Origin of the sequence: Mucilaginibacter polytrichastri, assembly GCF_001911425.1 — a bacterium.
Lineage (GTDB): Bacteria > Bacteroidota > Bacteroidia > Sphingobacteriales > Sphingobacteriaceae > Mucilaginibacter > Mucilaginibacter polytrichastri.
Genome location: NZ_MPPL01000001.1, coordinates 5006882 through 5020839, shown reverse-complemented (window position 1 = coordinate 5020839; position 13958 = coordinate 5006882). Strand labels below are relative to the sequence as shown.

General features: G+C 40.8%; 15 protein-coding genes. 7 read left to right on the top strand and 8 right to left on the bottom strand.

The genetic code is table 11. The features are described 5' to 3' along the window. Positions 1 to 182: 182 nt before the first annotated feature. From RG47T_RS21600 to RG47T_RS21580, 5 genes are read right to left on the bottom strand one after another with little or no spacing between them, the layout of a single operon-like run. Positions 183 to 1253 (bottom strand): PA0069 family radical SAM protein, encoded by a 1071-nt coding sequence (locus RG47T_RS21600; RefSeq protein WP_074491648.1) that lies wholly within the window; start codon positions 1251 to 1253, stop codon positions 183 to 185. 30 nt (positions 1254 to 1283) lie between these two features. Continuing rightward, on the bottom strand, positions 1284 to 1913 hold the full coding sequence (locus RG47T_RS21595) for a response regulator transcription factor (protein ID WP_074491645.1): 630 nt from the start codon (positions 1911 to 1913) through the stop codon (positions 1284 to 1286). Next, on the bottom strand, positions 1888 to 2703 hold the full coding sequence (locus RG47T_RS21590) for a sensor histidine kinase (RefSeq protein WP_083627490.1): 816 nt from the start codon (positions 2701 to 2703) through the stop codon (positions 1888 to 1890). Before RG47T_RS21590 ends, RG47T_RS21595 begins: the two co-directional genes overlap by 26 nt. Continuing rightward, entirely contained in the window at positions 2703 to 3431 is a 729-nt protein-coding gene (locus tag RG47T_RS21585; protein ID WP_074491643.1) for a hypothetical protein, read from the bottom strand. The genes RG47T_RS21590 and RG47T_RS21585 overlap by 1 nt, the downstream gene beginning before the upstream one ends. Before the next feature lie 12 nt (positions 3432 to 3443). After that, on the bottom strand, positions 3444 to 3809 hold the full coding sequence (locus tag RG47T_RS21580; protein WP_074491642.1) for a hypothetical protein: 366 nt from the start codon (positions 3807 to 3809) through the stop codon (positions 3444 to 3446). Between the two features lie 282 nt (positions 3810 to 4091). Here RG47T_RS21580 and RG47T_RS21575 point away from each other — a divergent pair, with 282 nt between their 5' ends. Continuing rightward, positions 4092 to 5198 (top strand): metallophosphoesterase, encoded by a 1107-nt coding sequence (locus tag RG47T_RS21575; RefSeq protein ID WP_074491640.1) that lies wholly within the window; start codon positions 4092 to 4094, stop codon positions 5196 to 5198. Between the two features lies 1 nt (position 5199). Here RG47T_RS21575 and RG47T_RS21570 read toward each other — a convergent pair whose 3' ends face one another. The 3 genes from RG47T_RS21570 to rsfS all read right to left on the bottom strand — a co-directional run bounded on the left by RG47T_RS21570 (position 5200) and on the right by rsfS (position 8427). After that, on the bottom strand, positions 5200 to 5835 hold the full coding sequence (locus tag RG47T_RS21570) for a LutC/YkgG family protein (RefSeq protein ID WP_074491638.1): 636 nt from the start codon (positions 5833 to 5835) through the stop codon (positions 5200 to 5202). A gap of 59 nt (positions 5836 to 5894) precedes the next feature. Beyond that, positions 5895 to 7982 carry an ATP-dependent zinc metalloprotease FtsH gene (gene ftsH, locus RG47T_RS21565; RefSeq protein WP_074491636.1) on the bottom strand — a complete coding sequence of 696 codons (2088 nt, stop codon included), beginning with the start codon at positions 7980 to 7982 and terminating at the stop codon, positions 5895 to 5897. Positions 7983 to 8052: 70 nt separating this feature from the next. Further along, positions 8053 to 8427: a ribosome silencing factor gene (rsfS, locus tag RG47T_RS21560; protein WP_074491634.1), complete on the bottom strand. Its 375-nt coding sequence runs from the start codon at positions 8425 to 8427 to the stop codon at positions 8053 to 8055. A 46-nt stretch (positions 8428 to 8473) separates the two neighbouring features. Here rsfS and RG47T_RS21555 point away from each other — a divergent pair, with 46 nt between their 5' ends. From RG47T_RS21555 to rimM, 6 genes are all read left to right on the top strand, one after another. After that, positions 8474 to 9244 (top strand): biotin--[acetyl-CoA-carboxylase] ligase, encoded by a 771-nt coding sequence (locus RG47T_RS21555; RefSeq protein WP_074491632.1) that lies wholly within the window; start codon positions 8474 to 8476, stop codon positions 9242 to 9244. A 7-nt stretch (positions 9245 to 9251) separates the two neighbouring features. Further along, on the top strand, positions 9252 to 9704 hold the full coding sequence (locus tag RG47T_RS21550) for a protein-disulfide reductase DsbD domain-containing protein (protein ID WP_074491630.1): 453 nt from the start codon (positions 9252 to 9254) through the stop codon (positions 9702 to 9704). 24 nt (positions 9705 to 9728) lie between these two features. Beyond that, entirely contained in the window at positions 9729 to 11429 is a 1701-nt protein-coding gene (locus RG47T_RS21545; protein ID WP_074491627.1) for a protein-disulfide reductase DsbD family protein, read from the top strand. Next, positions 11416 to 12393 (top strand): 6-phosphofructokinase, encoded by a 978-nt coding sequence (pfkA, locus tag RG47T_RS21540; RefSeq protein WP_074491624.1) that lies wholly within the window; start codon positions 11416 to 11418, stop codon positions 12391 to 12393. The genes RG47T_RS21545 and pfkA overlap by 14 nt, the downstream gene beginning before the upstream one ends. A 316-nt stretch (positions 12394 to 12709) precedes the next feature. Then, a complete protein-coding gene (locus RG47T_RS21535; protein WP_074491620.1) occupies positions 12710 to 13243 on the top strand; it encodes a 30S ribosomal protein S16 in 534 nt (177 codons plus the stop codon). A 75-nt stretch (positions 13244 to 13318) separates the two neighbouring features. Then, the gene (gene rimM / locus RG47T_RS21530; RefSeq protein ID WP_074491615.1) at positions 13319 to 13843 is read left to right on the top strand and encodes a ribosome maturation factor RimM; all 525 of its coding nucleotides are present in this window, start codon (positions 13319 to 13321) and stop codon (positions 13841 to 13843) included. Positions 13844 to 13958: the final 115 nt, after the last annotated feature.

Here is a 13958-nt window from a genome sequence, read left to right as displayed (position 1 = left end):
AGTAAAAGACAAAATACTTGAAACCAACATTGCGCTTGTTTTTAAACACTCATTTTTGTCATTCTGACGTAGGAAGAATCTTCTGCTGTAAATAAGTCAATTTTGGTAATAGCAGAAGATTTCCCACCATCGTTCGACAAGTTATTTAAAGCATTTTCCATATATAAGTGTTGAGTGAGGCACTAAAACAAACTCGTCTGCCTACCACTTTTAGGTGTAAAATGTGTAAGATCATAAGGTGGCATTTCCCGGCCGGCTAAAAAGCGGTTGCAGGCAATGCGGTACAGCTGATGGATAGATTCGGCAATGTTACCGTCGCCCGTCATGCGCCTTCCAAAATCACTATCATTTATTTTGCCTCCGTGGCAGCTGGCAATCATGTTCAGCACTTTTTCGGCTTTGTTGGGGAATGCTTTGTAAATCCAGTCGGTAAAAATATCACCTATGCTGCCATTTAAGCGTACTATGGTAAAACCAGCAGCAACAGCGCCCCGGTTGGCCCCGGCGCGGATAATATCGGGCACTTCATTGCTATTTAAGCCTGGTATAATGGGGGCCGACATTACCCTTACCGGTATGCCCGCTGCCGATAGTTTTTCTATAACCGCTAAACGCCCGGATGCCGTAACAGTACGGGGCTCCAACTTTTGCCGTAATTGCTCATCGAGCGAGGTGATCGAAACATTTACGTGGATGAGGTTAAGCTTGGCCAGTTCTATCAATATATCCAGATCGCGCAGTACCAGGTTGTTTTTGGTGATAATGCTTACCGGGTGTTTGTATTGAAGAAATACCTCGAGCAATTTGCGGGTTATTTCGAGTTTGCGCTCAACCGGTTGGTAGCAATCTGTATTGCCTGATAGTACAATAGGTGTTGGCAGATAGCCGCGTTTATTAAAATATTTTTCGAGCAACTCGGGCGCGTTATGTTTGATGATGATCTTACGTTCAAAATCCAACCCGGCGCTAAAACCATAATATTCATGACTATTACGGGCGTAGCAATAAATACAGCCATGTTCGCAACCCTGATAGGGGTTGATAGAATACATGTGGCTTAGATCGGGGCTGTTAGATTCGCTTACAATTTTTTTGGCATTTTCGTGATAAAACTGGGTAGCTTCGTTTTCTAGCAAAGGTTCGTCCAAACCCTCTGCATGCTCGAGCACATATTTGTTTTTTAGAAACTTATTGTGGGTGTTTACCTGCGCTCCTCTACCCTTAATATATTCGGGATTATCTTCAAATGGCATACAACAAATTTGCTAAAATAATTAGCAAATTTACAATTGAATTAAATTATTTTTTATGGCGTAAAGTACCAGGCCAACGCGGCTTTTAATTTGCAGTTTTTCAAATAGTTGATCGCGGTAACCATCAACAGTTCGGGCGCTGATGCACATCTGGTCGGCAATTTCTTTGTAGGTAAGCTCTGTACCGGCCAGCCTTAAAAATTCTATTTCCCGGTTATTTAATTTGATATGCTCTTTTTGATTGAGGTTTTTAATTAAATGATCTGTAACGAATGAAGGGTAATACAATTCGTTATTGGCCACTGCTTTTAAAGCCAGCTCAAACTCGTACGGTTCCGAATCTTTAAGCAGGTAACCATGCACCCCAAGCCTAACCATTTTTAATACCTTATCGGCATCCTCAAACATGGATAAAATAATGATCTTAATTTCGGGGTTGTTTTTTTTAAGCCATTGCGTGGTGGTGAAGCCATCCATCTCGGGCATATTAATATCAAGCAAAATAATGTCGGGCTTTTGGCTGGCCTTTATTTGCTCAATTAGCTCCAGGCCATTGGCTGCTTCAAATAAAATATTGTATCCGGTAAATTGATCAATTAATGAAGCAATTCCACTTCTGAAAAGACGATGATCATCAACTAATGCTATCTGCGTTGGCATATACGTGTTCTAAAAGCGGATCGAGTGAGATCATGACCGAACAGCCGTTGCCGGGCGAGCTTTTAATAGTTGCGACAGCACCAATTAAGTTTGCTCTGTTTTGCAGGTTTTTTAAACCAGACCCACGATGTTCATCCAATATGCTGGTCGGGAACCCGTCACCATCATCCGCGATGGTCAAATTAAACACTTTTGCTGAATATCGCAACTCAATTTTTAGTTGTTTGGCATTGGCATGCTTTAGCGCGTTATTAACAGTTTCCTGAAAGATCCTGAACAGTACCAGTTCATTTTTTTCTCCGAGTGAAAAAGCATCGCCTTCTACGCTAAGTTTTGCTTTAATCAGGCCGCTTTTGTTAATCCGATCCAGTTCAAAGGCTATCGTTTTTTCCAACCCCGCCGCTTTGATGGTATCAAAGCTCATGCTCTTGGATAAGTCACGAAGATCATTAATAGCCTGCGATATTAACTCCCGGCTTTCTGTTATTTTGGTTTGCGTATGTGCCGCATCTTTGCCCACTACACCAAGGGATAGTTTTACAAAAGAAAGCACCTGGGTAATGTTATCGTGTATTTCGCGGCTAACATAGGTAAGTGTTTGATCCTGAACCTCTATTTGGGTTTTCAGAATTTCCTGCTTCAGGTTCTGCTCAATTGCCGCAACCTTTTGCTGGTGCTCAAATGTTTTGCGCTGGTAAATAAATAAGATGGTAATTATAAATAGCACAAACAGTACTAAAATACCAATAGCAACTGTGAGTAAAATCCAAAAATCGAAACCTTCTGACACTAAATTGAGTATGCTTTTTTTGGTTTTGTAGCACTTTTAATTAATGCCACAAAAATGCATAAATATAAAAGGATATTGGTTAAATACAATAATGGTTTAACTGCAGCATATTGTTGTGATGCATACATGTGAGCTTTATTTAAGGGACTAAACATAACAGTTAATGGAACGTTGTGCAATTCAGAATAATTTACCAAGTATATTTCCGAAAAGTTTAGTATAATACTAAAACAAGAGTAAAAGAGTAAGGCTGCAACTACCATAAGCACATACACACTCAATTTTTTGTAGTTGCTTATTTGATCGAATATGTTTATTATATAGGCAATAGACCAAAGCGTTAATAGTAATCCTTTTGTGGCGATAACATAATCTAGCAATATTTTTGCTGGAAGAGGGGTGAGTTTGGTGAAATAATAGAGATAACCAATAATGAAACTAAAAAAGAGTAATACACTTGCTTTTATTAATTTCTTACAAGTTTTGTAATCGATATTAACATAAAAAAACCACGCAAAGCAGGCGTATTCAATAGGATTAAAAAAAAAGTAAACGTTTAAATTGTAATTAAATTTTAAAGTGAAAAGATGTGCTACAATTTCTTCAATTAGTGAAATAATAACTGCTAAAGCAACTGGATACATACTTTTACCCAGTTGCTTTAAAAATAATAATGATAGTCCTAACAAACTATCTATTATTAGAATACCCCAAGCAGAATATTCCATCTGTATTAGCTATTAAACAATGTTGTCATGCGGAGGGTTGGGATTACAATTAGGGGGGCAGGAGCTAAAGTCTTCATATACCTCAGAGTCTTCTTCGCCGGCTTTAATGGTATTAGATGCACTATTTACGCCAACAGCAACAAGTGTGTGCCCAACCGGTAGGCCTTGCGCTTTTACTGTAGGGTCGGCTAATGCGATGTGAAATTTAACATAATGGCAATCGGGCTGATCAATGATCTTTCTTAAATGGTCTGCGCTGATGGTTAAGTGATGGATGTGACTATCGTCGCAATTAGCTCTGTAATCAGAGATCATTTTTTCAGCTTGGCTCAGTTTAATTTTAGCGCCGATAATTGGAGGTGTTTTACCTTGTGACATTGTTTTTTGTTTAAGGAGGTCAAATAAAATTTGATCTAAAAATACTGTATTTATACATACCTCATTATACTATTAAAAGAATTACCGGTATAAATTCATGAGTTTATACTGGATTTATTGATTTTGTTGCCATCCGGTATTTTTATAATAAGTCTGATTATGTTATAAGTATTTTAAAGTATTAAAATTTGTGTTTTAACTATACATAGTAAGCATGCAGGTGTAGTTATTAAATATTATTATCAAATAAAACACAAAGCACTGGTTTTTAGTTAATTTGCAATGCGCCGTATTCTTCAAAAATTACTAACACAGCCCGTTATCAGGCTTTCTGATAAATACGCATCACGGCCCGATCAAAAGCGTGTTTTTAAGGCATTGAGCGACCTGCAAAAAAAAATTTTAACAGACCCCGGTAAACGTGGGCTGGTTGTGCCATTTGATGTTAACCAGGGTAAGTTTATAATTTTGTCAGATCAGCATAAAGGCGCACGCGACAATTCGGACGATTTTGCACTGGCCGAAAAAAATTACCTCACCGCACTTGAGCATTATAACAGAGATGGCTTTACCTACATTAATCTGGGCGATAGCGAAGAGCTTTGGGAAAACTTGCTATTAACCGTTAAACATCATAACAAAGCTACTTTCGAAGCAGAAAAACTTTTTTTAAAGCGGGATGCATTTGTAAAAATATTTGGCAACCATGATCTGTATTGGGATAACGACCCATTGGCATCGGTGAGCCTGTTTCAGATTTACGGCAGGGCCATTCGTATTTACGAGGGCATTATTTTGCAGACAATCATCAACGGCAAACCTTTAAATATATATATGACGCATGGCCACCAGGGCGATTTGCAAAGCGATGGTAACTGGTTTAGCAAGTGGTTTGTATCAAACGTATGGGCACCCGTGCAATCATACTTGCGCATTAACCTCAATACCCCGGCTAATAATGACGATTTAAAAACAGCGCATAACAAAATGATGTATGATTGGAGCGCCAAACAACAACATACGCTATTAATAACCGGGCATACTCATCAGCCGGTATTTCAATCGCTAACACACATTGAGAGTTTGTACATCCAGCGGGCCAGGGCAAAAAAAGCACACGATATTGCCACCATTACTAAACTGGAAGCAGAGATAACCAAGCGGCATTTAAAGAAAGACAGTTCGCTTAATTTCACAGGTTACCGGCCAACCTATTTTAATAGTGGCTGCTGCTGTTTTAATGATGGCGATATTACCGGAATTGAGGTTGCCGATGGCTATATCCGCCTTATTAAATGGGAGTACGATAAAGAAGGGAATAGCGTACGGGAAGTATTAGAAGAACGTACCCTGGAAAATTTGGCTGCTGAAATAGAAGCCAAGGCCTAGTTTATCCGTCTAACAGAAAAACAAAAAGTTCTTTAGGGCCGTGGGCGCCTAACACCAATGTTTTTTCAATATCTGCTGTGCGGCTTGGGCCGGTAATTATCGAGAGCATAGATGGTAGCTGGGTACCGTATTTTTGCTTAACAATATTAAATCCGTCTTTAAGGTCTATCACCAACTGTGAAGTATAGGCCAGCACAATATGTATAGGGGGATAGATACTTAGCCTGCGGCCTGCGGCATCGGCATTAGAAATTAATATGCTACCGTTGCGGGCAACTAGTGCTTCGCAAAGGGTAAAGCCAACTTCAGATTGTTCAAAGTCTTTATCTGTCTCATAATAGGGATACTCATACCTTTCTAAAATAGCTTTTAGAGCAGGTTCCCAGCAGTATATTTTGTGCCAGTTACGTTCTTCGGCCAGGGTAAGCAGGTTCTCTATAAACTGGATCTCATCTTCACAAAATACAAACTGGCCAGCGGCAGCTGTAAATTGTTCGGCAAACATTACCTCCGGAATTTCTTCTGCCGGGGGATAAATAGGCATCTCCTCCAGGTTGGGATAAGGGTTGTCCCTTTTTTCCAGCAAGGCTTTGCGTATTTTTTTAAGCAGTCGTTCTTTTGGTGTAATGTTACTCATCCCTTTAAAATAAAAAAGCCATTATGCCTAAGCATAATGGCTTTTTGGTTATTTAAAACTTACGGTTTTTCTGTGCCTTCAATATTAGTAGTTCCGGCAGGGTTGGTTACCGATTCCGGGATGGCGTTGTTATCAACATCCGGGTTTAAGGCCGCTTCGCCATTTACAAACTTATCGTAAGTGGTACGGTCATCAAACGGGCGTTTACCCAATAACTCTTCCAGGTCAGACTGGAATAGTACTTCTTTTTCCAAAAGCTTAGCTGCTAACAGTTCAAGGCCTGCACGTTTATCGTTCAACAAGTCTTTGGTACGTTGGTAAACTTTGTCAATCATAATACGTACTTCGGCATCAATCAGCTCGGCTGTGGTATCAGAGTATGGTTTGTTAAACTGGTATTCACCTTGTGGGTCGTAGAATGATACGTTACCAACTTTTTCGTTCATACCATAGATCTTAATCATGGCATAAGATAGTTTGGTAATGCGCTCTAAATCGCTTAGTGCACCGGTTGATATTTTACCGAATACAATGTCTTCAGCAACACGGCCACCCATTGATACGGTCATCTCATCCAATAACTGTTCTGTGGTATGTAAAAACTGCTCGCGCGGTAAATACTGTGCATAACCTAAGGCTGCAACACCACGGGGAACGATAGATACCTTAACCAACGGATCTGCATGCTCCAGAAACCAGCCTGCAATAGCGTGGCCCGCTTCGTGATAAGCCACAATGCGTTTTTCTTCTGGTGATATGATCTTGTTTTTCTTTTCTAAACCACCGATAACACGGTCAATAGCGTCTTGAAAATCTTGCATGTCAACAGCAACTTTATCGCGGCGGGCAGCAATTAATGCGGCTTCGTTACAAACGTTGGCAATTTCGGCGCCGGCAAAACCAGGTGTTTGTGCAGATAGCTTTTTGGCATCTACAGTTTCATCTAATTTTAGTGGCTGCAAGTGAACTTTGAAAATCTGCTCACGGCCAATCAAATCCGGCTTATCGATAGAAATTTGCCTGTCGAAACGTCCCGGACGCAATAAGGCCGAATCCAGTACGTCAGGACGGTTGGTAGCAGCAAGGATAATAATACCAGAATCTGTACCGAAACCATCCATTTCAACCAGTAACTGGTTAAGGGTGTTTTCGCGTTCGTCGTTGCCACCTACAATATTGTTTTTACCACGGGCGCGGCCTATAGCATCAATCTCATCAATAAAGATGATACATGGCGCTTTGTCTTTAGCCTGGCGGAACAAATCACGTACACGTGATGCACCCACACCTACAAACATCTCCACAAAGTCAGACCCTGACAGGGAGAAGAAAGGTACTTGTGCTTCGCCTGCAACAGCTTTAGCCATTAAGGTTTTACCGGTACCCGGCGAGCCTACAAGCAATGCGCCTTTAGGTATTTTACCACCCAGGTTGGTGTATTTTTTAGGGTTTTTAAGGAAATCTACAATTTCCATCACCTCTTCTTTAGCTTCTTGTAAACCGGCAACATCATTAAACGTAACGTTAACCTGTGCTTCTTTATCAAACAGGGTAGCTTTTGATTTACCGATGCTGAAGATCTGGCCACCCGGGCCGCCACCTGCACCACCATTCATGCGGCGCATAATGTACAACCATACAACGGCAAACAATACCATAATGATAACACCCTGTACCAGCCAGTTAGACAGCAGACTTTCGTGCTGCTCAAACTGAATAGATGTTTTTTGCGAATCTGGCAGGTCTTTTTCTATGGTGCCGATGGTTTGTTTCAAACTCTCGTAAGATGCATCACTAAAAGTATACTGCGGTCCTGCTGATGGGCTTAATGATCGCTGATCGCGAATGTCATTATAAGTAGGTTTACGCAGGCTGTCTTTTTTAATGTAAACGTCTGCAATTACCAGGTCGCCATTTTTGTAGGCTACCACGTGGTCAACATCACGGGCCTTCAGCATATCGTTTTGGAAACGCTGCGCGGTAATAGGTTTACCACTGTTACCGTTAATAAGGTACGATACCACAATTAATCCTAATATTAATACGGCATATAGCCACACTATGTTAAACTTAGGCGGCTTTGGAGTAATTTTTTTATTTGAAATTTTACGAATAGTCTTAGGCTTTTCGGATTTAGTTTCTTTCATGTTTTTATTTCAGCTCAAACGATGTAATCTATAATTATATTAATAAGGCAAAGGAAATGGCAGATTCTGTTTAAGCGCTTTGGTAAATTTTTATTTCAGCATCGCCCCATAGATCTTCTACTCCGTAAAACTCACGTTTATCGGTACGGAAGATGTGGACAACCACGTCAACATAATCAAGCAATATCCACTCGCTGTGTACAAGCCCTTCTTTACGCCAGGGTTCCTGTTGTGTGGCTTTAAATATTTCCTCTTCTACGCTATTTGCAATTGCTTTAACCTGGGTAGTTGAATCAGCATGGCAGATCACAAAATAATCTGACACCGAACTGAATATATTACGAAGGTCTAGCCTAACAATCTCATTTCCCTTTTTTTCCTGCATGCCATGTATGGCAAGTTCAGAAATGTAAGCGGATTCTTGTATCGCTTTGTTTTTTACCATCAAAAAGAATTAGTTTTGAACGATTTGATTTAATAACGTTTATACTTTGCAAAATAACATATTTTCAGGATTATTTGTCGGACAAAATTTAGTCACCCTGAAAGAAGTAGATTCTACAAATACTTTTCTAAAAAATATATTGTCAAATTCCAAGCCATTACCCGAAGGAACGGTCATTATGGCAGAAGATCAATATGCCGGTAGAGGCCAGCAACAGAACCGTTGGTTCACAGAAGCCGGCAAAAACCTCACTTTCAGTATTTTACTTAAACCCATTTTTTTACCCTTAAATGATCAATTTTATTTAACCCAGGCCATCAGCTTAGGAGTCGCTAAAGCATTGGCACATGTTACAGGCCCGGGCATAAAAATTAAATGGCCTAATGATATCTATTATAATAACCGCAAGCTGGGCGGCATATTAATAGAGAATATGGTGCAGGGCACAAAGATCAATAATTCGGTTATCGGGATAGGGCTTAACATTAATCAGCAGCAGTTTCCCGATTATTTACCCAAGGCTACTTCCATCAGGCAAATCTTACATACAGATTATGATTTGAAAGCTTTATTATCAGAAATTTGCAAAAGTATAGAAGCGTATTACCTGCAGTTAAGAGCGGGTAAGACTTCAGATTTAAATCAGGATTATTTAAGTTGTTTGTTTGGAATAAACGAAACCCGCAATTTCAAGTCAAACGGAACGTTGTTCGAGGGAATAATTACCGGTGTAACAAGCCTGGGATTGCTGAAAATTAAAACAGGCGAAACCGAACGGGAATACAATTTAAAGGAAGTAGAATTTTTAATCAATTAAACTATATATGAAAAAGTTATTATCAGCCTTATTTGTGCTGTTTTTGTACACCAGTGCGCATGCGCAAATATTAACCCCGGTAAAATGGAGCTATGCTGCCAAAAGGATCAGCGCAACAGAGGCTGTTGTTTTTATAAAAGCCACTATCGATAACGGCTGGCATATTTATTCGCAAAATGTAAAAGATGGTGGCCCGGTTAAAACCGAGTTTAAATTTGCACCATCAAAAGCATATACAGCGGTTGGTAAAACCAGCGAACCAACCCCGGTAACCAAATTTGAGAACGCATTTAAAATGAATGTGAGCTATTTTGAAAAAGAAGTAGTTTTTCAACAAAAAGTTAAACTGACCTCACCTAACGCAACTGTTGTTAAAGGCCAGCTTGAATACATGACTTGTAACGACAAACAATGCCTGCCACCAGAAGATGTAGATTTTACTGTGGCTATCAGCAAATAATAATAAGCGTTACATCAAATTATCATGAAAAATACGCTTAAGCGTTTTCTTAACCAAGGCATAGTACAGGCATTTATTGTTGCACTCGTTTTAACTTTAGTGTTTAGCTTGCATGCACAAGCGGCCCAAAAGGCCGATACCAGCGGTGTTGTTTTTACAACCATACCAACCGCCGCAGATAGTATAGCAGCGCAAAAAAAACTGGAAAAGCCTACAGCTATTAAAGCTGCCGGTGCTACGGCAGCTAAAAGTCATGAAAAGCCTCAAACCCTTTGGGAGATATTTATCAAAGGCCTGTTTGGCGGCTTTGCTGCTTTAATAATGCCTTGTATTTATCCGCTGTTGCCTTTAACTGTTAGCTTTTTTACTAAAAAAGCAGGTAACAGGCAAAAGGCTGTTTTTCAGTCGTTAATTTATGGCCTGTCTATCATTGTAATTTATGTATCGCTGGGTTTTATCATCACGCTGTGTTTTGGCTCTGATGCCTTAAATTCATTGGCTACCAATGGTATATTTAACCTGTTCTTTTTCTTGCTGCTAGTTGCATTTGGCGCTTCGTTTTTGGGTGCTTTCGAGTTGCAACTGCCAAGCTCGCTGGCTAACAAGCTGGATGAGAACTCTGACAAGGGCGGCCTGACAGGTATTTTCTTCATGGCAGCCACGCTGGTGGTGGTGTCATTCTCTTGTACGGGCCCAATTATTGGCAGTTTATTGGTTGATGCCGCCACCAAAGGCGAAAGGCTTGGCCCTGCTATTGGCATGTTGGGCTTCTCATCCGCGCTGGCTATTCCGTTTACCATATTTGCGCTTTTCCCTTCTTTGTTAAAATCTTTGCCAAAATCTGGCGGTTGGTTAAACAGTGTAAAGGTTGTGCTGGGCTTCTTAGAATTGGCATTCGCACTTAAATTCCTGTCGAATGTGGATCTGGCTTACCATTGGGACTGGTTTGACCGCGAAGTATTCCTATCGTTATGGATTGCCATCGGTGTGATGTTGTTCTTATACTTAATCGGGAAAATCAAGTTTTCGCACGATAGCCCGGTTGAGCATTTGTCGGTATTCCGTACATTTTTATCAGTAATTGTGTTTGCTTTCGTCATGTTCATGATCCCCGGATTGTGGGGCGCGCCATTGAAAGTAATTAGCGGATTTTTACCGCCACCGGCCACGCAAGATTTTTACCTGACCAATAATGGCGGGGGCAATAGCGATGCGCCAAAACAGGTAGTATCCATTAAAGATAAAAAATATGAAGACCTGTTTCGCCGTGGTAAACATGCCGGGTTAAACGAATGGTATGATTATGAACAAGCGATACAGGTATCAAAAGAATTAAAAAAACCGGTTATAATTGATTTTACCGGCTGGAATTGTGCTAACTGCCGCAGAATGGAGCAGGAGGTATGGTCTAACGCAGAAGTACACAAGCGGTTACAGAACGATTTTGTATTGCTGGAGCTTTATGTTGATGAAAAACAGGAACTGCCAAAAGGCGAACAAACTGTTTCTTCTTTCAGCGGAAAGAAGATAAATACTATCGGGAATAAGAACAGCGATTACGAAGCTTCAAAATTTAATGTAAATTCGCAACCTTATTACGTTATCATCAATGCACGCGGTGATGTATTGGTGCCACCACAAGGTGCGAATTATGACGTTGAAAACTATATTAAATTTTTAGACAGCGGCATAGCTGCCTATCAGAATAACAATGGCTCAAATTAAAAACGTAGGTGTTTACACATCTGGAGGCGACTCGCCCGGCATGAATGCTGCCATCAGGGCGGTTGTACGTACAGCATTATACCATAATTTAGAAGTAACAGGCATCCGCCGCGGATACGAAGGCATGATCACCGGCGATCTGTTTCCGATGGACCGCAAATCTGTTGCTAACATTATACAACGTGGCGGTACTATTTTAAAAACAGCACGCAGCGAACAATTTAAAACTGCCGAAGGCCGCAAAATGGCTTACGACAACCTTAAAAAGCATAAAATTGATGCTTTGGTAGGCATCGGTGGCGACGGTACTTTTACCGGGGCAAAAGTTTTTGGTAAAGAGTACGATATCCCGGTGGTGGGCTTACCCGGCACTATTGATAACGATTTGATAGGGACCGACTTTACCATTGGTTACGATACGGCCATTAATACGGTTATTGATGCAGTTGATAAAATACGCGACACTGCAGAATCTCATGATCGCTTATTCATTGTTGAGGTAATGGGCCGCGACTCGGGCTTAATAGCCCTGCGTACCGGTATTGCTGTAGGTGCAGAAGCAATTTTAATCCCCGAAACCAAGACAGATTTAAATGCCCTATACCACAAACTGGAACAAGGCCGCCGCGATAAATCATCTAAAATTGTAATTGTTGCCGAAGGCGAAGAAGCCGGTGGCGCATTCGAGATTGGCCGTTTAATAAAAGACCGTTTCCCTAACTACGATACCCGAGTATCGGTATTGGGCCACATCCAGCGTGGTGGCCGCCCAAGCTGCCAGGACCGTGTGTTGGCCAGCAGGGTAGGTGTTGCCGCTATTGAAGGATTATTAGAAGGCCATCGTAACGAAATGGTGGGCATTATTAACGGCGAGGTTGCTTTTACCCCGTTCGAAAATGCAATTAAGCACTTTATAGAGATAAACCCTAACTTTTTGAAGATAGTAGATATACTTTCTTTGTAGAAGAGAATCAGGAATCGAGAGTCAAGAATCAAGATAAAAAGAAAGGCGTTGAGCGAGAGCTTCAACGCCTTTCTTTTTGTTAATTAACCGATTTGTCATTCTGAACGTAGTGAAGAATCTTCTTCGATATTAAAGCCGCTCTTCAGAACGAAGAAGATTCTTCACTACGTTCAGAATGACAGAGGGCGAAATACGATGCCCCAACTCGCTAATAACTAAATCATTGACAATCATTTCCATATTTAAAATATATTTTTTACCTTTGCAACCCCGCAGAATATTCTCCGGGGGCATGTTGAATACATAAACAAAAAGAATGGCAACTAAAATCAGACTGCAAAGACACGGTAAAAAAGGAAAACCTTTTTACTATATCGTAGTAGCAGACGCCCGCGCACCACGTGACGGCCGTTTCATTGAGCGTATCGGTTCTTATAACCCGAACACCAATCCAGCTACAATCGACATTAATTTTGACAAAACTTTAGACTGGGTTAACAGTGGTGCACAACCAACTGATACCTGCCGTGCTATCCTTTCTTACAAAGGTGTACTTTACCGCAAGCACTTACAAGGTGGTGTTGCTAAAGGAGCTTTAACTACTGAGCAAGCTGATGAAAAATTCCAGGCTTGGTTAGATCAGAAAGATGGAAAAATCACTGGCAAAAAATCAACTTTAACTTCTGCAAAAGAAGAAGCCCGCAAAGCTGCTTTAGCTGCCGAAGCTAAGAAAAAAGAAGACAAAGCTGCTGCAATTGCTGCTAAGAATGCTCCTGTTGCCGAAGAAATTGAAGCTACTGAAGAAGAAGCTCCTGCAACTGACGCGCCGGCTGAAGATTCTGCAGAATAATTTATACTGCTTAAATAATTTTAATAGCGAAGTACTTAACAGTTCTTCGCTATTATTTTTTAAACCGTTTTTGATATGAAAACAGAAGATACTTTCCGCATAGGCAGCCTGCTTAAAACCCGCGGCCTCAAAGGCGAATTTCAACTTTATGTTGATTTTGATGGGCTAGAGAATATTAAGTTTGATGCCGTATTTATTGATGTGGCCGGTAAGCTGGTGCCTTTCTTTGTAAAGTCGATAAAGTATCCGCTGCCCAACACCGGTTATTTAAACTTGGATGGTGTAGATACTATTGAGGCAGCCGCCAAACTAGTTAAAAAAGATGTTTTTTTACCCAATACATTAAAGCCCGAAGTTGGCGAAGCAGAGTTTACCCTAATGGATCTGGAAGGATTTATTGCTATTGATGAAACCCATGGCGAACTAGGCGAAATACTGGAAGTGGTAGAATATCCGCAGCAAATTATCGCTTCTGTAAACTACAACAACAAGGAGGTGCTTTTCCCGCTGAATGCAGCCATTATAAAAGGCATTGACATAGCAGGCGGCGAAGTGTACGTTGACCTGCCTGAAGGCTTACTGGATGTGTACATGGACTAAGGATAGATGCAAGAAACAAGAGCCAGGAAACAAGGCTTGTCTGGTTCTTTAAGCCTTGCATCTCCCACGTTGTCATTGCGAGCGCTAGCGTGGCAATCTCGTCGCCAATGTTTGC

Coding starts and splice junctions, on each gene's coding strand:
- RG47T_RS21600 (WP_074491648.1), bottom strand. CDS start 1,253: ATGCCATTTGAAGATAATCCCGAATATATTAAGGGTAGAGGAGCGCAG.
- RG47T_RS21595 (WP_074491645.1), bottom strand. CDS start 1,913: ATGCCAACGCAGATAGCATTAGTTGATGATCATCGTCTTTTCAGAAGT.
- RG47T_RS21585 (WP_074491643.1), bottom strand. CDS start 3,431: ATGGAATATTCTGCTTGGGGTATTCTAATAATAGATAGTTTGTTAGGA.
- RG47T_RS21580 (WP_074491642.1), bottom strand. CDS start 3,809: ATGTCACAAGGTAAAACACCTCCAATTATCGGCGCTAAAATTAAACTG.
- RG47T_RS21575 (WP_074491640.1), top strand. CDS start 4,092: ATGCGCCGTATTCTTCAAAAATTACTAACACAGCCCGTTATCAGGCTT.
- RG47T_RS21570 (WP_074491638.1), bottom strand. CDS start 5,835: ATGAGTAACATTACACCAAAAGAACGACTGCTTAAAAAAATACGCAAA.
- ftsH (WP_074491636.1), bottom strand. CDS start 7,982: ATGAAAGAAACTAAATCCGAAAAGCCTAAGACTATTCGTAAAATTTCA.
- rsfS (WP_074491634.1), bottom strand. CDS start 8,427: ATGGTAAAAAACAAAGCGATACAAGAATCCGCTTACATTTCTGAACTT.
- RG47T_RS21550 (WP_074491630.1), top strand. CDS start 9,252: ATGAAAAAGTTATTATCAGCCTTATTTGTGCTGTTTTTGTACACCAGT.
- RG47T_RS21545 (WP_074491627.1), top strand. CDS start 9,729: ATGAAAAATACGCTTAAGCGTTTTCTTAACCAAGGCATAGTACAGGCA.
- pfkA (WP_074491624.1), top strand. CDS start 11,416: ATGGCTCAAATTAAAAACGTAGGTGTTTACACATCTGGAGGCGACTCG.
- RG47T_RS21535 (WP_074491620.1), top strand. CDS start 12,710: ATGGCAACTAAAATCAGACTGCAAAGACACGGTAAAAAAGGAAAACCT.
- rimM (WP_074491615.1), top strand. CDS start 13,319: ATGAAAACAGAAGATACTTTCCGCATAGGCAGCCTGCTTAAAACCCGC.